Raw genomic sequence first — 21,218 nt, 5'->3', positions numbered from 1 at the left:
GACGAGCCGCCCGAGCGGATGATCTCCTCGGTGACGGTGATGGAGTCGAGCAGGTCACCGCCGCTGCCGCCGACCTCTTCGGGGAAGCCGATGCCGAGCAGCCCGAGCTTCGCGGCGGTGGCGTGCAGGTCGCGGGGGACCTCGCCGGCCCGCTCCCAGTCGTCGAGGTGCGGCAGCACCTCCCTCGTCACGAACGCCCGCGTCAGCTCGCGGAGCTGCCGGCGTTCCGGAGTGTCCACGATGGTCATGACGGTGCCCCCGGAGTCAGGTCGGCCGGCAGCTCGACGACGCGCGAGCGGAGCAGTTCGCCGAGCACCTTGGCCTGCGGGTCGAAGCGGGTCGAGGCGGCCACCCCCTGCCCGAGCAGTCCCCGGACCAGGAAGTTGACCGCCCGCAGGTTCGGCAGCTCGTACCGCTCGACGGTCAGCGGCGCGGTCTCCGGCAGCAGCTCGGCCAGCCGCTCGACGGTCAGCCAGTCGCGCAGCCAGGCCCAGGTGGCGTCGGTCCGCGCCCAGACTCCCAGGTTGGCGTCGCCACCCTTGTCGCCCGAGCGGGCTCCGACCAGCTCACCGATCGGGGCCCGCCGGGTCGCAGCGTCGCCGCCCGTCGGTCGGCCGGCGGTCGTGCCGGTGCTGCCGCGCGGGGTCGCGTCGGCCTGGCTGCTCAGGGTTGGGCGAGACTCGCCGGACGCCGGCTCGCTGGCGAGGGAGGCGGTCCGGGTCGGCGGACCGATCGGCACGCGTTCGCCGTCGGGCAGGATCGCCACGTGGTCCACCGCGTCCTGCGGCACGGTGTCGGCGGTGAAGACCCCGTACGGTGTCGCGTCGCCGGGCAGCGTGGTCAGCGTGCAGCCGGGGTAGGAGGCCAGGGCCAGCTCGACCGCGGCCGCCGAGAAGGCGCGTCCGGCCCGTGCCTTGTCACCGTCCCGCAGGTGTACGTGCAGCAGCGCGCTCGCCGCCTCGGTGTCGGCCGCGTCGGGGTGGTCGGTGCGGGCGAGGACGAACTCCAGCCCCTCCTTGCCGACCGCCTCCTCGATCTGGCCGCGCACCAGGGCCGCCTTCGCGGGGATGTCCAGCCCGCACAGCACGAACGTCATCGAGTTGCGGAAGCCGCCGAGGTTGTTGACGCCGACCTTCAGCGTGTCCGGCGGCGGTGTGCCCCGGACGCCGGACACCCGTACCCGGTCCGGCCCGTCCTGCGTGAGGCTCACGGTGTCCAGGCGGGTCACCACGTCCGGCCCGAGGTACGCCGGCCCGCCCACCTCGTACAACAGTTGGGCGGTGACCGTCTCGACGGTGACCGCGCCGCCGGTGCCCGGGTGCTTGGTGATGACCGACGAGCCGTCGGCGCGCAGCTCGGCGAGGGGGAAGCCGGGCCGGTGCCCGCCGTCGGGGAGTTCGGTGAAGAAGCTGAAGTTGCCCCCGGTCACCTGCGCCCCGCACTCGAGGAGGTGCCCGGCGACGGTCGCGCCGGCGAGCGCGTCCAGGTCGTCCCGCCCCCAGCCGAACCGGGCGACGGCCGGCCCGACCACCAGGGACGCGTCGGTGACCCGCCCGGTGACCACGACGTCCGCGCCGCCGTCGAGAGCGGCGGCGATGCCGAACGCCCCGAGGTACGCGTTCGCGGTCAGCGCGTCCGGCCGGGCGAGGGCGTCGCCCTCGACGTACCCGACCTTGACGTCGAGCCCGAGCCGCGCGGCGAGCGACCGGACGGCGGCGGCCAGGCCGGCGGGGTTCAGGCCACCGGCGTTGGTGACGATCCGGACGCCCCGGTCCAGCGCGGTGCCGAGCGTGCCCTCCAGCTGGCGGAGGAAGGTCTTCGCGTAGCCGAGGTCGGGGTCGCGCATCCGGTCCCGGCCGAGGATGAGCATGGTCAGCTCGGCCAGGTAGTCACCGGTGAGCACGTCCAGCTCGCCGCCGTCGAGCATCTCCCGCCAGGCGGCGAACCGGTCGCCGTAGAAGCCGGAGGCGTTGCCGATCCGCAGGACGTCGCTCACGCCGTCACCCCGCTCCGCTCGGCGACCCTGCGAGACGCGGTTCGCTCGACATACCTGCTCACGCCGTCACCTCGGAGGCGTCCTGGGTGGACAGCGGCTCGCGGCCGGCGCCGGGCGGGCCGGCGAACGCCTGGGCCACGTCGAGCCAGGCGTCGGCCACCGGCCCGGTCGCCGTGAGGCCGAGGTCGGCACGGTGCCGGCGCTGGGTGACCAGCAGGCAGAAGTCCAGCGCCGGCCCGGTGACCCGGTCGGCCGCGTCCGCCGGCCCGTAGGACCAGATCGCGCCGTCGGTGTTGTCTTCGCTCCCGGCTGCGGGGCTCGCAAGCTCACTCCTCGCACTCGCGGGCGCGGCCAGCTCGACCCGCACCGGTGCCGTCGGCACCTCGCGGCCGTGCGCGGCGAAGGAGTGCCGCAGGGTACGGAAGCCGAGGTACGCGACGTGCCGCAGCCGCGCCGTGGCGGGCCGGGTGACGCCGAGCGCGTCGGCGACGTCCTCGCCGTGCGCCCAGGTCTCCATGATCCGGGCGGTGACCATCGACGCGGGGGACATCCCGGTGCCGTACCAGGGCAGCTTCTCGCCGGGTGGCGCGGCCGCGAGCGCGGCGGCGAGCGCCGCCCGGCCGGCCCGCCAGCGGGGCAGCAGCTCGTCCGGCGGCGCGAGGAACTCCTCGGCGCCGACGTCGACCAGCCGGGCCGGGGCCGGCGCGGTGGTCACCGAGGCGAAGAACGCGTCGGCGTCCGTCGCGGCCAGCAGGGCGACGTGATCCGTCCAGGCCAGGTGCGCGATCTGGTGGCCGATCGTCCAGCCCGGCGCGGGGGTGGGTCGGGCCCAGTCGGCGGCGGACAGCGGGGCGACGAGGGAGTCCAGGTCGTCTGACTCGGCGGCCAGATCCGTCAGCAGGTCCGTGAGGTCGACCATGGTGCCTCCGGGGGTCTCGGCGGTGGTCGGTGCGGTGGGTCCGGATGCGGTACGTCGGTGCGGGGGTGCGGCTGGGCCGGGTGTCCGGGGGTGGTGCGGTGGCTCTGTTCCGGCGCGGATCTGTGGTGGCGGCGTGGGACGGGGGTGCCGGCTCGGCGGGCGGGCGACGCCGGGTGCCGGGGGTCAGAGGGCGAGCAGGTGGGTGAGCTGGCGTTTCCAGGTGGCGAGCAGCGCGGTGCGGCGGGCGGAGTCGTCGTTCAGCAGGTTGGCGACGCCCAGGCCGCGGAGCAGGTCGAGGGTCGCCTGCACCGCCTCCCGTACGCCGGGGCGGCGCTCGTCGACCTCGAGCAGCGCGACGGTCAGGCGGTGCATCTCCCGGCCGACCCGTGCCTCCAGCGGCACCAGCGCCTCCCGCAGCTCCCGGTCGGTGCGGGCGGCGACCCACAGCTCCAGGGCGGCGACGAAGAGCGGGCCGGTGAAGGCCGCGGCGAGCAGGTCGACCACCCGGTCGAGTCGCTGCGGGCCGGCCGGCAGGGCCTCCGCCTCGACGCGCAACTCCTCCGCGCGCCGCTCGGCGAGGTGCGCGACCGCGGCGGTGACCAGCGCCGCCTTGGTCGGGTAGTGGTGGAGCTGGGCGCCACGCGACACGCCCGCCCGGGTCGCCACGACGGTCGTGGTGGTGCCCGACCAGCCGTGCTCGACCAGGCAGTCCACGGTGGCCTCCAGCAACCGGGCCTGGGTGGCGCGGCTGCGTTCCTGCTGGGGGACGCGGGTCGATACACCGGACACGGCCTCAGCGTGCCGCCCGCAAAACAAACAGTCAAGCCTGACTTTTTCTGAGGCGACGAACAGCCGCGCCAGTGGCACCGCTGCGGTGTCGTTCCCTTTTCATGATCGTTTGATCGCGAGCTGGGCCGGAACGGCCGGTCTCATCAGACGCTCATGGGCTCCGCGGCCGGAGCGGGTCAGCGGCCGTCGCGCGGGGCGAAGACGGTCAACGCATCCGTGTCGCTGTGGCGGGATCGGACGTACTCGTCGGCGAAGGCGGCGGCGTCCGGGTACGTCGACTCGGCGGCAATCCGGGCGCACGCGGCGTCCACGTCGAACAGGGTGCGCCGGAGCTGCACGCCCGGGCCGAGCAGGGCCGGCGGCGATGTCACCGGTGACCGCGATCAGGTCAGCACCGGCCACGTCCGGCTCGCCCAGCACAGCCTCCAGCGCCGGCACCACACCATGAATGTCGGAGAGAACAGCAACCCGCTGAAGCATCGTCCCACCGTCCCCGACGCTCCGTCACGACGTCGACCCCGTTCTGCTCCCGGCAGACCACCGCGGTCCCGGCTCCCGTCGATCATGGAGTTCTGGACCCCGCAAAAGCCACAGACGGGGGCGAAACGGGGACCAAAACTCCATGATCGGCGGGGAGTGGGGCGGGTGGACGCGAACGGCCCGGCCCGCGCGAGGGTGGGCCGGGCCGTTTCGTCAGATGCTCTTGGTCAGACGCGGGCGCGGCGGGCCAGGCGCTCCGGGTCGAGGATGATGATGCTCTTGCCGTCCAGGCGCAGCCAGCCGCGCGAGGCGAAGTCGGCGAGCGCCTTGTTGACCGTCTCGCGGGAGGCGCCGACGAGCTGGGCGATCTCCTCCTGGGTCAGGTCGTGGGTCACCCGCAGCACGCCGCCGTCGCGGGTGCCGAACCGGCCGGCCATCTGGAGCAGGTTCTTCGCGACCCGGCCGGGGACGTCGGTGAAGATCAGGTCGGCCAGCGAGTCGTTCGTCCGGCGCAGGCGGCGGGCGAGCACCCGCAGCAGCTGCTCGGCGATCTCCGGCCGGTTGTTGAGCCAGGGGCGCAGCGCCTGCTTGCGCAGCCGCACCAGGCGGGTGTCGGTCACCGCGGTGGCGGTCGCCGTACGCGGGCCGGGGTCGAAGAGCGACAGCTCGCCGACCATGTCCGACGGTCCCATGACCGCGATCAGGTTCTGCCGGCCGTCCGCCGCCCGGCGGCCGACCTTGATCTTGCCGGACAGCAGGATGTACAGGCTGTCACCGGGCTCGCCCTCGTTGAAGACGACCTCGCCCTTCCGGACCTCGAGCGTCTCCATCTCCTTGGCGAGCGCCTCGGCAGCCTCCGGGTCGACGCCCTGGAAGATCCCGCTGCGGGCCAGTACCTCGTCCATCGCGCACCTCCGCCTGCGCGTGCCGTCTTCTCGGCCGGGTCCGCCGTCCGCTTCTCCCTCGCGCGTCGCCAGTCTAGGCGCACGTGAGCGGTTATCCGAGGTGCACCCCTGGAATCTTGATCGTTGGACGTAACGTGCCCGTCGTGATCACCCGCTAGGATCGCCCGCCCGCCGGAGGGGCGCACGCCGGCCGGTGCCGCAGGTCGTAGGGTCGCCACGTGCTGAACGAGCCGTTCCTGACCACCCGCCGCGAGGACGGGCGGGACGCCCCGCTGCTGGTGTGGCGGGCCGACCGTCCGCTTCTCGCCGTGAGCTCGGCGCCACTCGGCGGTGGCCTCGGTGTACGGGAATGGGTCGTCAATGCCACCGTGTCCATGTCGTACGACCGGGAGGACCCGGCCGACCACCTGGCCGAGCTGACCGACCAGCTCGGCCTCGACGGGCCCGGGGTGGGCCTGCTGACCGGCGTGGACGTCGCGGAGGTGGTGGCCCGGACCGACAGCGGCGTGCGGGTCTGGGCCACGGTCGGGCTCGGCGTGCCGGTCTGGGCGGCCGCCGCGGTGGAGGGCGGAGTGACGGCGAGCACACCGGCTGCCCCCTCCCAGCGGGTGGGAACGGTCAACATCGTGGTGTACGTGCCGGCCCGGCTCGGGCACGCCGCCCTGGTCAACGCGGTGGCGACGGCCACCGAGGCGAAGGCGCAGGCGCTCGCGGAGCTGGGGGTGCCGGGCACCGGCACCCCCACCGACGCGGTGACGGTCCTCTGCCCGGCCGACGGGCCGGAGGCGGCGTACGGCGGCCCCCGCTCCACCTGGGGCGCGCCGCTGGCCCGGGCGGTGCACGCCGCCGTCACCGTCGGAGGCGCCGGCACGGTGGTGCCCTGGTCCCACCGGCTCCCCGGCTGAACATCTGCCCGATCGGGTCATGTCGGCGCGTCCACCTGCCGGTAGGGTCGCGGGCGATGTACGCTGCCGCCCCCGCGCCACCCCGTCCGCGCCGCCGCCTCCTCCCGGTGGTCGGCGCGCTGCTCGTCGCCCTGCTCGTGGCGGGCTGCGGCGACGCCGGCCCGGGAGCCGGCCCCGTCTGGCAGCCCGGCGCCGGGGGTGGCGGCACCGGCGCCCCGGTGCCGTCCGGTGAGGCCTCGCAGCCCGCCGAGGCGGCCATCTCCCTCTCCGCCACCGGCGACATCATCATGGCCAACGCGCCGAACAAGCTTCCGGCGAACAACGGCAAGGGCTTCTTCGACGACGTCGAGAAGGCGCTCGCCGCGGACCTGGTGATGGGCAACCTGGAGGAGCCGCTCACCGTCGACACCGGCACCGGCAAGTGCGGGGCCAACTCCACCCGCTGCTACCAGTTCCGCGCCCCGCCCGAGTACGCGGCACACCTGCGCGACGCCGGGTTCGACCTGCTCAACCAGGCCAACAACCACGGGTACGACTACGGCGCGAAGGGCTACGAGAACACCCAGGCCGCGCTCGAGAAGTACGAGCTCGCGCACACCGGCGCGCCCGACCAGATCGCCGTGGTCGACGTGAAGGGCGTCAAGGTCGCGGTCGCCGGCTTCTCGTCGTACCCGTGGTCGAACCCGCTGACCGACATCGCGGCGGCGAAGGAGGTCGTCACCAAGGCGGCCGGCATGGCGGACCTGGTGGTCGTGCAGGTGCACATGGGCGCCGAGGGGGCCGACAAGACCCGGGTGAAGCCGGGCACCGAGCTGTACCTGGGCGAGAACCGGGGCGACCCGGTGCGGTTCAGCAAGGCGATGATCGACGCCGGCGCGGACCTCATCGTCGGCCACGGCCCGCACGTGCTGCGCGGCATGGAGTTCTACAAGGGCCGGCTGATCGCGTACAGCCTGGGGAACTTCGCCGGTGGCGGCAACTCGCTCAACAACAGCGGCCGGCTGGGCTGGGGCGGGGTGCTGAAGGTCTCGCTCAAGCCGGACGGCACCTGGGCCGGCGGGTCGTTCGCCGCGACGTACATGAACTCGGCGGGTCTCCCGAGGATGGACACGGACGACCGTGGCCTGGGCCTGGTGCGGGACCTCAGCGAGAAGGACTTCCCGGAGACCGGGGCGGTCCTCGACGACTCGGGGAAGATCAGCCCGCCCGCCGAGGGCTGACCGGCCGGGGCGCGGGCGTGGCCCGACCGTCTGTCGGGCCGGCGACGTAGGCTTTCCGCGTGACCACCAGCTTCACCGAGACCGATCTCGGGCGGACGCGCCGCGCCCGACGGATCGGGCGGGTGCTGACCGAGACCCACCCCGACGCGCACTGTGAACTCAACCACTCCAACGCGCTGGAGCTGTCCGTCGCGACCATCCTCTCCGCGCAGTGCACGGACAAGAAGGTCAACGAGGTCACCCCGAAGCTGTTCGCCCGCTACCCGCGCGCGGCCGACTACGCCGGCGCGGACCGGGCGGAGCTGGAGGAGCTGATCCGGCCCACCGGCTTCTACCGCAACAAGACCGACTCCCTGATCAAGCTGGGCCAGGCGCTGGTCGAGCGGTACGACGGCCGGGTGCCCGGCAAGCTCGCCGACCTGGTGACCCTGCCGGGGATCGGCCGCAAGACGGCCAACGTCATCCTCGGCAACGCCTTCGGTGTGCCGGGGATCACCGTCGACACCCACTTCCAGCGGCTCGTGCACCGGTGGCGGCTGACCACCGAGACCGACCCGGTCAAGATCGAGCACGCGGTCGGCGCGCTGTTCCCCAAGCGGGACTGGACCATGCTGTCGCACCGCGTGATCTTCCACGGGCGGCGGGTCTGCCACGCGCGGAAGCCCGCCTGCGGTGCGTGCACCCTCGCGAAGCTCTGCCCCTCGTACGGCACCGGTCCGACCGAGCCGGCAGCGGCCGCCAAGCTGCTCAAGGGGCCCCGCGCCCGGGACCTGGCGGCGGCCGCCGGGGTGGACCCGGAGCTGGTCCCCGTCCAGGCCGTCGTCGCGGAGGCGCCGTGAGGACGCGGCTGGCCGCCCTGCTGGTCCCCGTGCTGCTGCTCGCCGGCTGCACCGCTGGCGGCGAGGAGGGCGCCCCCACCACGCGGGACCGCGCGGCGCAGAGCCGGCCGTCCCCGTTCGCGGACTGCGCCGAGCTGACCGCCGCGCCGGCGCCGTCCGGCACCGCGACCCCCGTCCCGACCGACGGGGGTACGCCGCTGCCCGAGCTGACGCTGACCTGCTTCACCGGTGGCGCGCCGGTCGCGTTGCGGGACGTCCGAGGGCCCGTGGTGATCAACCTCTGGGCCTCCTGGTGCGCGCCCTGCCGCAAGGAGCTTCCCGCGTTCCAACGCCTCAGCGAGCGGGCCGACGGCCGGTTGACGGTCCTCGGGGTCAACACGCGGGACACGCGCGGCGGCGCGCAGTCCATCGGCGAGGACTTCGGGGTCCGGTTCCCGACCCTGGTCGACCAGGGCGAGGCGCTGCAACGGGCGCTGGGCCGCAACGCGATCCCGCTGACCGTCCTCGTCGACGGCGGCGGCCGGATCCGGCACGTCGACGCCAGCGGGGCGCTCGACGACGCCCGCCTCACCGCCCTCGTTCGCGAGCACCTGGACGTGGCGGTGCCGGCGTGAGCGGATCAGGGCCGGGGTGCGGGGCGGCGTCCGCCGTGCCGCCGTGCTGCGGGGCGGCGTCCGCCGTGCCGGCGTGCTGCGGGGCCGCCGTGCCGGCGTGTGAGGTGCCGGCGTGACCCGTCAGCCGCCGCCCTGGCTCGACCCGCTGCTGGCGCGGCTCGGCAGCGCGCGCACCGAGGACTTCACCCGGCTCGCCACCCCGGAGAGCGGCGGGCGGGAGAGCGCCGTGCTGGTGTTGCTCGGCGAGGCGGCCGGCGCCGGCCCGGACGTGCTGATCCTCCAGCGCGCCGCCACCCTGCGCAACCACGCCGGCCAGCCGGCCTTCCCCGGCGGGGCGGCCGATCCGGAGGACGCGGACGCGTCGGCGACGGCACTCCGCGAGGCCAACGAGGAGGTCGGCCTCGACCCGGCCAGCGTGACGGTGCTCGCCGAGCTGCCGAAGCTGTGGATCCCGGTGAGCGACTTCGTGGTGACCCCGGTACTCGCCTGGTGGCACGCCCCGCACCCGGTGCACCCCCGGGAGCCGGCCGAGGTCGCCCACGTCGCCCGGCTGCCGGTCGCCGAACTGGTGGACCCGGAGAACCGGATGCGGGTACGCCACCCGAGCGGCTGGATCGGCCCGGCGTTCTCGGTACGCGGGATGCTGGTCTGGGGCTTCACCGCCGGTGTGCTGTCGACCCTGCTGGACATGGGCGGCTGGGCCCGCCCGTGGCACCGGGGACGCGTCGTGGAACTCCCGCCGACGGGGGCCAGCCCGGCACCGTCCGCCGGCAGCGACGAGGTGGACGAGACCGCCCTGCGCTGACTCGACGGTCACCTTCCGCCAGCGATGGTCATCCCGCGGGCCCGGTGCCCGTACGCTTGACGGCGTGTCCGCCGTGGATCTCGTACTGCTGCTGCTCATGCTCGTGTTCGCGATCAGCGGATATCGCCAGGGCTTCGTCATCGGGGTGCTGTCGTTCTCCGGCTTCTTCCTGGGCGCGCTGGTCGGGCTCCAGCTCGGGCCCTTGCTCGCGCAGCAGTTCGTCGACAGCGGCACCCGGGTGCTGATCTCCCTGGTCGCGGTGTTCGGGCTGGCGGTGGTGGGCCAGGCCCTCGCCGGCTGGCTCGGTTCCCACCTGCGCCGCACGATCACCAGCGACGTCGGACGGCAGGCCGACGACATCGGCGGGGCGTTCGTCTCGCTGTTCGCCGTTCTCCTCGTCGCCTGGCTGGTCGCGGTGCCGCTGGGTTCCTCGTCGCTGCCCTGGCTGGCCTCCTCGATCCGCAACAGCGCGCTGCTCACCGTGGTGGACCGGGTCCTGCCCGACCAGGCGCAGGAACTCTCCACCGCGCTGCGGGACACCGTCGACACCAACGGCTTCCCCGACGTCTTCGGCGACCTGGCGCCGACCCGCGCCCGGCAGGTCGCCCCGCCCGACCCGGCGCTCGCCGGTTCCCAGGTGGTGGCCAACAGCCAGCGGTCGGTGGTCAAGGTCCTCGGCTCCGCGCCGAGCTGCTCCCGCCGGATCGAGGGCTCCGGCTTCGTGTACGCCGACGACCGGGTGATGACCAACGCGCACGTGGTGGCGGGCACCCGCTCCACCGTCGTGGAACTCAACGGCGACCGGTACGACGCCCGGGTGGTCGTGTACGACCCGGACCGGGACCTGGCCGTGCTGTACGCCCCGGGGCTGCCCGGCCCGTCCATGCGCTTCGCCGCGGGCAACGCGGGCAGCGGCGCGGACGCGATCGTGCTGGGCTTCCCGCTCGACGGCCCGTACAACGCGCAGTCCGCCCGGATCCGGGACGTCGACGAGATCACCGGTCCGGACATCTACTCCGCCGGGAACGTGACCCGGGAGATCTACACGATCCGGGCGCTGGTGCAGAGCGGCAACTCGGGCGGCCCACTGGTCTCCTCGAACGGCCTGGTGCTCGGGGTGATCTTCGCGGCGGCGGCCGACGACCCGAACACCGGCTTCGCGGTGACCGCGGCCGAGGCCCGCCCGGTCGCCCTGGCCGGCGCCGAGCGCACCCGTGGTGTCGCCACCGGCGACTGCACCTAGAGCGGCGTCGACGTCCCGGCGGTGACCGTCGACGCGGGGCAGCCGGTCAGCGTGCCGACGGCCGCGCGACGGTCGGCGGGACGGCCCGCCAGACGGTGAAGGCGGCGGCGGTCGCGGTCACCACGGCGGCGCCCAGCAGCCAGCCGGCCACCACGTCGCTGGCCCAGTGCACCCCGAGCGCCACCCGGCTGAACCCGGTCACCCCGGCGAGCACCAGCGCGGCGGCGCACACCGCGTACCGCCCGCCGGGCCGGCCCGCCGCGGGCAGGAAGACCACCAGCAGCACCCCGGCGGCCAGCGCGGCGTTCAGCGCGTGCCCGGACGGGAACGCCAGCCCGACCGCCTGCGCCAGCGGCTCCGGAAGGTCCGGCCGGGGTCGCCCGACGAGCAGCTTGAGCAGCGGCCCCAGCAGCCCGCCGACCGTCATGGTGGTGGCGACCCACAGCGCCAACTGCCGGAGCCCGCGCCGGAGCAGCCAGAGCACGAGCACCAGGGCGCCCACCCGCAGCGGCATCGGCCCGAAGACGGTGGTCCAGACCGACAACGCCCCGGTCCAGCTCGGGTGGTCGTGGCCGTGGCCGACGAGCGTCTCGGTCACCGCGAGGTCCAGCCGGCGCAGCGGTGACCAGGACGACAGCACCAGCAGGGCGAGCAGCGTGAACGGCACCACCACCAGGAACGCGGCCGCCACGGCCAGGGTCAGCCGCAGACCCCGGGCGTCGTCCGGGTGCAGCCGTCGCTCACGCCAGGACAGGCAGGACGGCCGGTGGAGCGTACGGGGGCCGGGCGCAGTCATGACGTCCGTTCTACCCGGAAAGTGACCCGGCCAGACCGGCGTCGGACGGATCCGGCGAGCGGTCAGCGGCCCCACTGGCGGAGCCGGCGCACCACCAGCGCGGTCCCGGTGAGCAGCGCGACGGAGATCGCCAGCCCCGTCCAGAGCCGCTCCGGGGTGGAGTCGTGGTGGGAGCCGGCCGGCTGGGCCGACCAGCGGGCCTGCTGCCGGGACGCGTCGATGCCCATCTCGTCGCCGCCCGCCGCCGCGTCGGCCGCCCCGGGTGCCGGACCGAAGCCGACCACGCCGGGCGAGGACCGGTCGTCCAGCGGGTTGCGCCCGACCGACGGCACGTCGGCGGTCAGCGCGGCAACGGGATCGACCAGCCCGTACCCGAAACGGTCGTCCCGCCCGGTCGGCCCGATGTCGCGGGCGGTGGCCAGCAGCCGGTTGACCACGTCACCGGCGGACATCTGCGGATAGCGGGCCCGGACCAGCGCGGCGGTGGCCGCCACCAGCGGCGCGGCGAAGCTCGTCCCCTGCACCCGCCAGTAGCCGTCGGGGGAGCGGGCGCCGACCAGACCGGTGGCGGGCGCGGTGAGCACCGTCTGACGGCCGGTGATCGCGCCGGACCAGAGGTCCTCGCTGTCCCCCTCCAGCCCGGACACCGCGAGCACGCCCGGCTCGCGTGCCGGGTACCACACCTTGCTGCTGGTCGAGGTCGCCACGTTGCCGGTGCAGGCGACGACCACCACGTCCCGGGCGAAGGCGTAGTCCAGCGCGGCGGCCAGGGCCGGGCTGTCGCTGCTGCCGCCGAGCGACAGGTTGATCACGCGGGCGCCGTTGTCGACGGCCCAGCGCACACCCTTGGCGACGACCATGGCGTCGTCGTAGCGGTTCTTGGCGTCGAGGACCCGCACCGGCAGGATCCGCGCCTCGGGTGCCAGGCCCACCACGCCGCGGCTGTCGTCGTTGCGGCCGGCGATGAGGCCGGCCACGGTGGTGCCGTGACCCACCGGATCCGGTTCGGCCGTGCCCTCCGGGCCGACCAGGTCGAGGCCCGGCAGGACCTGGCCGGCCAGGTCGGGATGCGAGGCGTCCACTCCGGAGTCGATCACCGCGACGATCACACCGGAGCCGGTGGAGGTGCGCCAGGCGGTGGTGGCCCGCAGCGCGTCGATCTGCCACTGCTCGTCGCGGACCTGGTCGGGACGCCCCTTCGCGTCGGGGGCGCGGCGCACCGGAGGCGCGGCGAGCGGGCCGGCGGCGGCGCCGGGCACCGTCACGGTGACCCGCGCGGTGGCCTGCTCCCCGACGGCCGGGGCGGCGGCCGCCGGTGCGACCGGCAGGCCGACGGACACGGCAACGGCCGCCACACCGAGCAACGCCCGGCCGGCAGCACGTCGAGCGGCACCGCTTCGCCGCACCCTGGTCACATCCTCGGCCAATCACCTCGACGCAAACATGACGAAGGGAGATTACCGGTTCCCACCCGCCCTCAGGGGCGTTCCAGGGACACCAGTCCCGGCGGAGGCAGATGAGCCAACTGGACCAGGCGTACGCCCTCGCGCCGGGTGACCAGCCGCCCGCGTCCCGGCGGGAATGGTCCGGGCCGCACCGGACCGACGAGCGCACCCTCCTCCGGGCTGCCCGCCATCACCAGACCGGCCGTGGACAGCTCGCGCAACCGTTGCGCCACCGGCTCGTACTGCGCCCGCCCGGCACCGCCCGTACGGCGGGCGAGGACCAGGTGCAGGCCCACGTCCCGCGCGTGCGGCAGGTGCTCCTCCAAGGCCCGCAGCGGGTTCGCCGGGCCGCTGGCGACCAGGTCGTAGTCGTCGACGAGCACGAACAGCTCGGGACCGGACCACCAGGACCGCTCCCGTAACTGGGCGGGCGTGACCTCCGGGCCCGGCGCCCGGGCCTGGAGGTAGCCGGCGGCCGACTCCAGCAGCTCGGTGGTGTGGGCGGCGGCCGTGCCGTAGCCGATGACGTGCACCGCTTCGGTGAGGTCGAACAGGCTGCGCCGGTAGTCGACCAGGATCACCCGGGCCTGCTCCGGGGTGAAGCGGGCCATGATCGAGGTGGCCAGCGCGCGCAGGAACGACGACTTGCCGCACTCCGCGTCGCCGAACACCACGAAGTGCGGCTCGGCCGCGAAGTCCAGCACCACCGGCCGCAGGTCGGCCTCGGCGACACCGACCGGGATCCGCAGCCCGGTGGCCCCGGAGAGGTCCAGGTCGGCGTAGGGCAGCACCGGCGGCAGCAGCCGGACCCGCGGGGCGGCCGGGCCGCGCCACGCGGCGGCGACCCGCTTGACCAGGTCGGCGGTGTCCGCGCCCGGGGTGAGCTGCGGCAGGCCGGTGAGGAAGTGCAGACTCTCGGCGGTGACCCCCCGGCCCGGCGTCTTCGCCGGGACGTTCGCCGCCGCGCGGCGGGCGATCAACGAATCCGACGGGTCGCCGAGGCGCAGCTCCAGCCGGGAGCCGAACAGGTCCCGGATCACCGGCCGGAAGTCCAGCCAGCGGACGGCGGTCGCGACCACGTGCACCCCGTACGACAGGCCGCGGGTGGCGAGGTCGGTGATCGACGGCTCCAGGTCGTCGTACTCGCCGCGCAGCGTGGCCCAGCCGTCGACCACCAGGAACACGTCGCCGAACGGATCGGCGGCCGGCTGGGCGGTGCCGGCCAGGGCGGCGCGCCGCTGCCGCCAGGCGGCCATCGACTCCACCCCGAGGTCGGCGAAGCGGCGTTCCCGGTCGGCCAGCAGGGTGGTGACCTCGCCGACGGTGCGCCGGACGGCCGTCGGGTCCGCGCGGCCGGCGACCCCGCCGACGTGCGGCAGCTCCCGCAGCGCCGCCAGCCCCCCGCCGCCGAAGTCGAGGCAGTAGACCTGCACCTCGGCCGGCGTGTGGGTGAGCGCCAGCGCGGCGATCAGGGTGCGCAGCGCCGTCGACTTGCCGCTCTGCGGCCCGCCCACGACGGCCACGTGCCCGGCCGCCCCGTCGAGGGCCAGCCACAGCAGGTCCCGCCGCTGCTCGAAGGGCCGGTCGACGACGGCCACCGGCACCTGGAGAGCGCCGTGCAGCTCCGGGTTGCCGACGGTGAGGCCGCGTGCCGGGTCGACGGCGGCCGGGCCGAGCAGCTCGTCCAGCGCCGGCGCCGGGCCGAGCGGGGGGAGCCAGACCTGGTGTGCCGGCGGCCCCTGCCCGGCCAGTCGGCCGACCAGCAGCTCCAGCAGGGTCGTGCCGCCCTCCTCCTCGGCCGCCGGCAGGGCGGGCGGGCCGACCGGCTCCGGGACCGCGACGAGGTGGGAGGTGAAGGCGAGCACCCGGGAGCCTTCGGCCGCGTCCCCACCCGGGGCCGCGCCGCGCCGGCGTACCGCCCCGGAGACGTACGCGGCCCTGAAGCGGACCAGCGGGTCGGTGCCGGAGCGGAGGAACCCGTGGCCGGGAGAGCGCGGCAGCTCGTGCGCGTCGGGCACCCCGAGCACCGTCCGGGACTCCAGCGCCGAGAAGGTCCGCAACCCGATCCGGTACGACAGGTGCGTGTCCAGCCCGCGCAGCCGGCCCTCCTCCAGGCGCTGGGACGCCAGCAGCAGGTGCACGCCGAGGGACCGGCCCAACCGGCCGATCTGGACGAACAGGTCGATGAAGTCGGGCTTCGCCGACAGCAGCTCGGAGAACTCGTCGCAGACCAGCAGCAGCGACGGCAGCGGGGCGAGCGGGGTGCCGGCGGCCCGGGCCCGCTCGTAGTCGCGCACGCTGGCGAAGTTGCCGGCGCGGCGCAGCAGCTCCTGGCGACGGACCAGCTCGCCGTTGATCGCGTCGACCATGCGGTCGACCAGCGGCAGCGCGTCGGCCAGGTTGGTGATGACCGCCGCGGTGTGGGGCAGCCGGTCGAACGAGGCGAAGGTGGCACCGCCCTTGAAGTCGACCAGCACGAAGTTGAGCTGCTCCGAGCTGTGCGTGGCGGCCAGCCCGAGCACCAGCGTACGGAGCAGCTCGGACTTGCCCGAGCCGGTGGCACCGATGAGCAGCCCGTGCGGGCCCATCCCGTCCTGCGCCGACTCCTTCAGGTCCAGCTCGACCGTGCCGCCGTCGGCGCCGACCCCGATCGGCACCCGCAGCCGGTCGCGCGGCGGCCGGGGCGCCCAGCCCTGCTCGGCGGTGAAGCTCTCCGCGTCGCCCAGGCCGAGCAGGTCGAGCAGGCCGAGGTCGGCACCCGGGGCCGTGTCGCCGCCGCGCACCGCGGTGGCCAGCCGCATCGGCGCCAGCCGGCGGGCCACCGCCTCGGCGTCGGCCAGGTGGAGCCGGTCGGCCGTGCCGACCTCGGCGTGCCCGTCGGCGGAGTGCGAGTGCAGCCGGCCCGACCGCAGCTCCAGCAGCAGGGCGTACCGGTCCAGCAGGCGCGGGGGAGGCGTGTCCAGGTCGATGACCGTGACCGCGTCGATGCCGCTCTCCCCGGTCAGGTCGGACGCGCCGGTCAGGTCACCGCCGTCGAGCACCACGACCACGTGGGGGCCGTCGGTCGCCGGCCCGGCCGGGCTGAACCGGGAGCGGCTGCCCAGCACCTCGTCGAGCAGCCCCTCCAGCTCGACCGCCGAGCTGGTCACCAGCCGGACCGGGCCGAGCGCGTCGGTGCGGGTGGGGTGGTGGGCGTGCGGCAGCCACTTGACCCACTCCCAGGAGGGCCGCCGCTCGGGCCCCGCGCACACCGCGATCAGCAGCTCGTCGGGGGCGTGGAAGACGGCGAGCTGGGTGAGCACCGCCCGGGCCAGCGCCTGGGCGGCGGCGGGCGACCCGCCGGGCCCGGCGGCGGTGTCGCGGACGTGGACCCGGGCGAAGCTGCGCAGCGAGAGGGCCACCGGCAGGTCGGGCACCACCGAGTACGCGTCCAGGAACCGGCGCAGCGCGCCGGCGGTCATCGGTTCCAGCTCCTCCAGCGGCCGGGTGACCGGGGGGACCAGCGGGGTCGCCAGGGTCTGCGGACCGACGGCGACGCGGACGACCGCGAAATCGGGATCGGCGGGCCGCCGCTCCCAGACCCGGTGGCTGTCGACGGTCGACCAGAGCCGGCCGGGATCCGGGTGCCGGTAGTAGAGCCCGGCCCGCTGCCGGCCGGCGGTCTCCCGGACCCGCCGGCGCAGCCCGGTGAGGTGCCGCAGGTACTCCCGCCGGGCGGCCATCATCTCCGACTTCTTCGGGGTGCCGGAGGCGCTGCCCCAGGAGGTCACCAGCATCGCCAGCGACGACAGCCCGAACATCCCGCCGACCACGTAGGAGTACGCGCCGCCGCCGCGGCCGAACATCATCGCCATCGCCACGGTGCCACCCAGCATCGGCAGCACCATGAGCAGCTGCTGCCAGCGCCCTCCGGTGACCGGGGGGATCTCCGGAGGCGCCTCCACCGGCAGTTCACCGACCGGAATCTCCGGCGCCGGGCGGCGGGGTGGCCGCTTGATGACGACAGTGGACACACGACCTCCTGACAGCGCTCGGTAACCCGAGCCTGGCTCATCGTAGGTAGAGTCCTGTCGTCCGCGCAGCCACCAACCCCGCTCGATATGGAGATTCTTCGATGAATGTCGGGTTGGCCCGGGTCACCATCAACGCTCCCCAGCGGCGGCTCGACGTGGCCCTGCCGGAGCAGGTGCCGCTGGCCGAGTTGCTGCCCGAGGTGCTGCGCCACGCGGGCGAAGGGCTCGCCGACGACGGTGAGGGGCACGGCGGCTGGGTGCTGCGGCGCAGCGACGGCGCGGCGCTCGCCACCGCCCAGGCCCTGCTGCCGCAGGGCGTCCGCGACGGCGAGGTGCTGCACCTGGTGCCGGCCCGCGCGCAGTGGCCGGAGCTGGAGTACGACGACGTCGTCGAGGCGATCGCCGACGGAGCACGGCGGCGTGGCGCCGCCTGGTCGCCGGTCGCCACCCGGGTCGCCGCCCTCACCGGTGCGGCGGTGCCGCTGGCCGTCGGCCTGCTCGCCGTGCTCGCCGGCGGTCCCGGCCACCCCGCCGGCTGGCCCGCCGCCGCCGTGGTCGCCCTGCTGCTCACCCTCGCCGGGACAGTGGCCTCGCGGGCGTACGCGGACGGCGCGGCCGGGGCCACCCTCGGCGGGTACGCGCTGCCGTACGCCGCGGTGGCCGGCGCGCTCGCGGTCAGCAGCGGGGATCCGGTCGGCGTCGTGCCGGGGCTGCGGTGGCTCGGCGTACCCGAACTGCTCGCCGGCGCGACAGCGCTGCTGCTGGCCTCGGTGCTCGCCCTGGTCGGCGTGGCGGCCCGGGTCCGGGTCTTCGTCGCCGGCGCGGTGGTGGGGCTCGGCGGGGCGGTCGCGGCGATCGGGGGGATGCTGCTGGCCCCGGCCGGCGCCGCGGCGGTCCTGCTCTGCGTGCTCGTCTTCGCGGTGGGTGCGATCCCGCTGCTGGCGATCCGGCTCGGGAAGGTGCCGCTGCCGCCGATCACCCTGCCGACCGGGGACGCGGGCGGCGGCCTCGACCGGGTCCGGGACCTGCCGGACCGCGAGCGGGTCCACGCGGCGGTGGCCCGCACCGACGAGATGCTCACCGGGATGCTCGTCGGGCACGCGGTGCTGGCCGCCCTCGCCGCCCTGCTGCTCGGGCTCACCGATGACGTCGCCGGCTGGGTGCTGGTCGGTGTCGCCGCGACCGTGCTGCTGCTGCGTGCCCGGCTGTTCGTGGCCGTCCGCCACCGGGTGCCGGCGGTGGTCGCCGGTCTCGCAGGTTACGCCGTGCTCGGCGCCGTGCTCGCCGACCGGTCGGACCCGGGGGGACTGCTCGCGCTGACCCTCGGCGGGCTGGCGCTGGCCCTCGTCACGGTCGCGGCCGGCACCACGTACGCCCGGCGGCCGGTCTCCCCGTACGTCGGGCGGGCGGCCGACCTCGCCGACACCGCCCTGGTGGTCTCGGTGGTCCCGGTCGCCTGCGCGGTCCTCGACCTGTACGAACAGGCCCGGGGGCTGCTCGGCTGAGCGGCCCCCGGGCCCGCCGGTGTCTGCTGGTGCGCGTCAGTGCGCGGACTCGCCGCGCTCGGCGGCCTCCTGCGCGCGCCGGTACGACGCGGCGATCTCGGCCTCGGCCTCCTGGCGGCCGACCCAGGTCGCACCCTCGACCGACTTGCCGGGCTCCAGGTCCTTGTACACCTCGAAGAAGTGCTGGATCTCCAGCCGGTCGAACTCGCCCAGGTGGTGGATGTCGCGGAGGTGCTCCTGGCGCGGGTCCTCGTACGGCACGCAGAGGACCTTGTCGTCGCCGCCCTTCTCGTCGGTCATCCGGAACATGCCGATCGTGCGGCAGCGGATGAGGCAGCCCGGGAAGGTGGGCTCGGGGACCAGCACCAGCGCGTCCAGCGGGTCGCCGTCCTCACCCAGCGTGCCCTCGATGAAGCCGTAGTCGGCCGGGTACTGCGTGGAGGTGAAGAGGGTACGGTCCAGCCGGATCCGGCCGGTCGCGTGGTCGACCTCGTACTTGTTGCGGTGACCCTTGGGGATCTCAACCGTGACGTCGAAATCCATCTGCACGCTCCCTCGTCTGCCCACGCTGGCAACGGACCAGCGGCGTCGTCGCTCTCCGGACAGGGCGAAACCCTGACCGGCGCTCCGGCCCCCGCATAGTGTTCGGACCGAAGTAGTGTCACCCAAGCAGATTTTCGCAGCGGGAGGAGGGGGTCGTGGGGAGGGAAGATTCACACTACCGCCCGGAGGATGGCGCTGGACGGGGTACCGGCGGATCTGCTCGGGGCGGTGCCACCGGTCGGGTTCACGTACCCGACGCCCACCCCTCCCGTACCCCGCCACCCGGTCGCATGTACGGCTCGCCGGCCGACCCGCCCACCCGCGGTCAGGAGGCTCCGGCGTCGTGGCCACCGCCCGGCGGGCCCGACCCCGCGCGCTTCCCCGCCCTCGGCCGCACCGATTCGACGCCGCCCGTCGGGCCGGCACCGGCCGGCAACGGCCCCGGTCGGGCGGCGGCCTGGAACGGTCACGAACCGGCACCGGCCTGGAACGGCCCCGGCGCGGCGGCCTGGAACGGTCCTGGTCCGGTGCCGGCCTGGAACGGTCCTGGTCCGGCACCGGCCGGCGGGTCCGTTCCGCCGCCCGGCAACGGTCACGGCCGGGCTGCCGTGACCCCCGGCGCCGCGCCCCGGCCCGAGCCACTCGACCTCTGGGCGGCCGCCGCCTCCCGCCCACCCGCCGGCCCACCGCCGTCGGGGTCGGCCCGGCCGCCGGCCGGCCCGCCCGTCGGGTCCGCACCGCCCGCCGGCCCCACACCCCCGGCGCGCCGTCGCCGGCTGCTGCCGGCCGTACTGGCGTCGGTCCTGCTCCTGGTGCTGACCGCGGTGGGTGTCGTCGTGGTCCGCCCGGGCCCGATGGCGGAGTGGCTGGGCGACGAGCCGGCCGGCGACCGGGTCGCCGCGACGCCGGAGCGGGCGCCCGGGGCGGTGCTGGCCGCCGCCGACGCGAACGCGCCGCTGCCCACCGCCGCGGGGGTACGCGCCGAGCTCGACCCGTTGGTCCGCGCCGCCGCGCTCGGCGACCGGGTGAACGTGTCGGTGACCGACGTCGCCACCGGCGAGTCGCTCTACGGCCGGGGCGCGGACGACGGCACCGTGCCGGCCTCGGTGACGAAGCTGGTCACCGGGGTGACCGTGCTCGCCGCGCGCGGCCCCGGGTACCGGATCCCCACCCGGGCGATCGCCGGGGCGAACCCGGGCGAGGTGGTGCTGGTCGGCGGCGGCGATCCGACTCTCGCCGTCGACAAGAACGGCTTCTACCCCGGCGCGGCCCGGCTGGACGACCTGGCCGCACAGGTGAAGCAGGCCCTCGGCGGCACCAACCCCACGAAGGTGGTCGTCGACTCGTCGCTCTACGCGGGCCCGGCGCACGAGCCCGGCTGGGACGACGACATCCCGATCGGTGGCTACGGCGCGTCGATCACCGCCCTGATGACCGACGGCGCCCGCAGCGACGTCCCGCAGGCCAAGAAGGACCACGACAACGGAGACCACGCCGCCGAGCGGGTGAGCCAGCCGGACCTCGCCGCCGGCCGCGCCTTCGCCCGGCTGCTGGGCGTACCGACCGACGCCGTGACGCGCGGCAAGGCCCCGGCGGCCGGTGCGGACGCGACGGCCGGCGCACCGGGCAGCGAGCTGGGTGTCGTGCACTCGCTGCCGATGGTGCGACTGGTCGACATCATGATCAGCGACAGCGACAACATCGTCGCGGAGGCCCTGGCGCGGCAGGTCGCCGTGGCCCGGGACCAGCCCGCGTCGTTCGTGGGGGCGGCGAAGGCGATGGACACCGTCGCCGCCGAGCTGGGCCTGCCGGCCGACGAACTCTCCCTCGCCGACGGCAGCGGCCTGTCCCGGACCAACCGGATCAGCCCGTCGCTGCTCACCGACCTGATCACCCTCGCCGGCAACGGCAGCCGCCCCGAGCTGGCCGCGATCTTCGGCGGCCTGCCCGTCGCCGCCTGGTCCGGCACGCTCGCCGACCGGTACGCGGGCGCGGCGGCGAAGGCCGGTGCCGGCGTGGTCCGCGCCAAGACCGGGACCCTGACCGGTGTGCACGCGATCGCGGGTGTGGTGACCACGGCGGACGGACGACTGCTGAGCTTCGCCGTGCTCACCGACCGGACGCCCGACGGGCAGGACGCGCCCCGCGCCGCCCTCGACCGCATCGCCGCCGCCCTCGCCGGCTGCGGCTGCCGTTAGGGC

At 75.2% G+C, this 21,218-nt stretch carries 17 protein-coding genes and 1 pseudogene; 8 read left to right on the top strand and 10 right to left on the bottom strand.

The features are described 5' to 3' along the window. Positions 1-5: 5 nt before the first annotated feature. The 6 genes and pseudogenes from HCJ94_RS31520 to HCJ94_RS19460 form a co-directional block, all read right to left on the bottom strand. Positions 6-248, bottom strand: a pseudogene (locus HCJ94_RS31520) (acyl-CoA dehydrogenase family protein); the annotation flags it as partial. Continuing rightward, positions 245-1,927 carry an acyclic terpene utilization AtuA family protein gene (locus tag HCJ94_RS19480; protein ID WP_373684359.1) on the bottom strand — a complete coding sequence of 561 codons (1,683 nt, stop codon included), beginning with the start codon at positions 1,925-1,927 and terminating at the stop codon, positions 245-247. The pseudogene HCJ94_RS31520 and the gene HCJ94_RS19480, both read right to left, overlap by 4 nt. Positions 1,928-2,054: 127 nt before the next feature. After that, positions 2,055-2,915 carry a TIGR03084 family metal-binding protein gene (locus HCJ94_RS19475; RefSeq protein ID WP_168002466.1) on the bottom strand — a complete coding sequence of 287 codons (861 nt, stop codon included), beginning with the start codon at positions 2,913-2,915 and terminating at the stop codon, positions 2,055-2,057. A 183-nt stretch (positions 2,916-3,098) separates the two neighbouring features. Then, on the bottom strand, positions 3,099-3,704 hold the full coding sequence (locus tag HCJ94_RS19470; RefSeq protein ID WP_168002465.1) for a TetR/AcrR family transcriptional regulator: 606 nt from the start codon (positions 3,702-3,704) through the stop codon (positions 3,099-3,101). A gap of 176 nt (positions 3,705-3,880) precedes the next feature. Continuing rightward, positions 3,881-4,075: a hypothetical protein gene (locus HCJ94_RS30350; RefSeq protein ID WP_240944340.1), complete on the bottom strand. Its 195-nt coding sequence runs from the start codon at positions 4,073-4,075 to the stop codon at positions 3,881-3,883. 336 nt (positions 4,076-4,411) lie between these two features. Then, positions 4,412-5,089, bottom strand: coding sequence for a Crp/Fnr family transcriptional regulator (locus HCJ94_RS19460; protein WP_088981720.1), 678 nt, complete (start codon positions 5,087-5,089; stop codon positions 4,412-4,414). A 218-nt stretch (positions 5,090-5,307) separates the two neighbouring features. On the opposite strand from HCJ94_RS19460, the gene HCJ94_RS19455 reads away from it, so the two are divergent. From HCJ94_RS19455 to HCJ94_RS19430, 6 genes are all read left to right on the top strand, one after another. Next, positions 5,308-5,994, top strand: coding sequence for an adenosylcobinamide amidohydrolase (locus HCJ94_RS19455; protein WP_168002464.1), 687 nt, complete (start codon positions 5,308-5,310; stop codon positions 5,992-5,994). 56 nt (positions 5,995-6,050) lie between these two features. Continuing rightward, complete coding sequence (locus HCJ94_RS19450) at positions 6,051-7,214, top strand: CapA family protein (RefSeq protein WP_168002463.1); 1,164 nt, start codon at positions 6,051-6,053, stop codon at positions 7,212-7,214. A 59-nt stretch (positions 7,215-7,273) separates the two neighbouring features. Then, positions 7,274-8,053 carry an endonuclease III gene (gene nth / locus HCJ94_RS19445; RefSeq protein ID WP_168002462.1) on the top strand — a complete coding sequence of 260 codons (780 nt, stop codon included), beginning with the start codon at positions 7,274-7,276 and terminating at the stop codon, positions 8,051-8,053. After that, positions 8,050-8,667, top strand: a complete 618-nt coding sequence (locus HCJ94_RS19440) for a TlpA family protein disulfide reductase (RefSeq protein WP_168002461.1) — start codon at positions 8,050-8,052, stop codon at positions 8,665-8,667. Before nth ends, HCJ94_RS19440 begins: the two co-directional genes overlap by 4 nt. A gap of 112 nt (positions 8,668-8,779) precedes the next feature. Continuing rightward, positions 8,780-9,472: an NUDIX hydrolase gene (locus tag HCJ94_RS19435; RefSeq protein ID WP_168002460.1), complete on the top strand. Its 693-nt coding sequence runs from the start codon at positions 8,780-8,782 to the stop codon at positions 9,470-9,472. Between the two features lie 64 nt (positions 9,473-9,536). Further along, positions 9,537-10,715 carry a MarP family serine protease gene (locus HCJ94_RS19430; RefSeq protein WP_168002459.1) on the top strand — a complete coding sequence of 393 codons (1,179 nt, stop codon included), beginning with the start codon at positions 9,537-9,539 and terminating at the stop codon, positions 10,713-10,715. 46 nt (positions 10,716-10,761) lie between these two features. On the opposite strand, the gene HCJ94_RS19425 is transcribed toward HCJ94_RS19430, so the two are convergent. From HCJ94_RS19425 to eccCa, 3 genes are all read right to left on the bottom strand, one after another. Further along, positions 10,762-11,511, bottom strand: coding sequence for a phosphatase PAP2 family protein (locus tag HCJ94_RS19425; RefSeq protein WP_168002458.1), 750 nt, complete (start codon positions 11,509-11,511; stop codon positions 10,762-10,764). Positions 11,512-11,573: 62 nt separating this feature from the next. After that, positions 11,574-12,938 (bottom strand): type VII secretion-associated serine protease mycosin, encoded by a 1,365-nt coding sequence (gene mycP / locus HCJ94_RS19420; protein ID WP_168002457.1) that lies wholly within the window; start codon positions 12,936-12,938, stop codon positions 11,574-11,576. A gap of 50 nt (positions 12,939-12,988) precedes the next feature. Next, a complete protein-coding gene (eccCa, locus tag HCJ94_RS19415; RefSeq protein WP_168002456.1) occupies positions 12,989-16,969 on the bottom strand; it encodes a type VII secretion protein EccCa in 3,981 nt (1,326 codons plus the stop codon). Between the two features lie 101 nt (positions 16,970-17,070). On the opposite strand from eccCa, the gene eccD reads away from it, so the two are divergent. Further along, positions 17,071-18,474, top strand: a complete 1,404-nt coding sequence (gene eccD, locus HCJ94_RS19410; protein WP_168002455.1) for a type VII secretion integral membrane protein EccD — start codon at positions 17,071-17,073, stop codon at positions 18,472-18,474. 36 nt (positions 18,475-18,510) lie between these two features. Here eccD and HCJ94_RS19405 read toward each other — a convergent pair whose 3' ends face one another. Further along, the gene (locus HCJ94_RS19405) at positions 18,511-19,017 is read right to left on the bottom strand and encodes an inorganic diphosphatase (RefSeq protein ID WP_168002454.1); all 507 of its coding nucleotides are present in this window, start codon (positions 19,015-19,017) and stop codon (positions 18,511-18,513) included. Positions 19,018-19,793: 776 nt separating this feature from the next. Here HCJ94_RS19405 and dacB point away from each other — a divergent pair. Continuing rightward, positions 19,794-21,215 carry a D-alanyl-D-alanine carboxypeptidase/D-alanyl-D-alanine endopeptidase gene (gene dacB / locus HCJ94_RS19400; RefSeq protein WP_240944347.1) on the top strand — a complete coding sequence of 474 codons (1,422 nt, stop codon included), beginning with the start codon at positions 19,794-19,796 and terminating at the stop codon, positions 21,213-21,215. Positions 21,216-21,218: the final 3 nt, after the last annotated feature.

The sequence above is a fragment of the Micromonospora thermarum genome (genome assembly GCF_012034245.1).
In the GTDB taxonomy this organism is placed as follows: domain Bacteria; phylum Actinomycetota; class Actinomycetes; order Mycobacteriales; family Micromonosporaceae; genus Micromonospora; species Micromonospora thermarum.
This window is presented reverse-complemented; position numbering and strand designations above follow the sequence as displayed.

What these genes read in the sequence shown, in the direction of transcription:
- HCJ94_RS19425 (WP_168002458.1), bottom strand. Translation starts at nt 11,511, where the DNA reads ATGACTGCGCCCGGCCCCCGTACGCTCCACCGGCCGTCCTGCCTGTCC.
- HCJ94_RS19405 (WP_168002454.1), bottom strand. Translation starts at nt 19,017, where the DNA reads ATGGATTTCGACGTCACGGTTGAGATCCCCAAGGGTCACCGCAACAAG.
- HCJ94_RS19475 (WP_168002466.1), bottom strand. Translation starts at nt 2,915, where the DNA reads ATGGTCGACCTCACGGACCTGCTGACGGATCTGGCCGCCGAGTCAGAC.
- HCJ94_RS19450 (WP_168002463.1), top strand. Translation starts at nt 6,051, where the DNA reads ATGTACGCTGCCGCCCCCGCGCCACCCCGTCCGCGCCGCCGCCTCCTC.
- HCJ94_RS19480 (WP_373684359.1), bottom strand. Translation starts at nt 1,927, where the DNA reads ATGCTCGACGGCGGCGAGCTGGACGTGCTCACCGGTGACTACCTGGCC.
- HCJ94_RS19460 (WP_088981720.1), bottom strand. Translation starts at nt 5,089, where the DNA reads ATGGACGAGGTACTGGCCCGCAGCGGGATCTTCCAGGGCGTCGACCCG.
- eccD (WP_168002455.1), top strand. Translation starts at nt 17,071, where the DNA reads ATGAATGTCGGGTTGGCCCGGGTCACCATCAACGCTCCCCAGCGGCGG.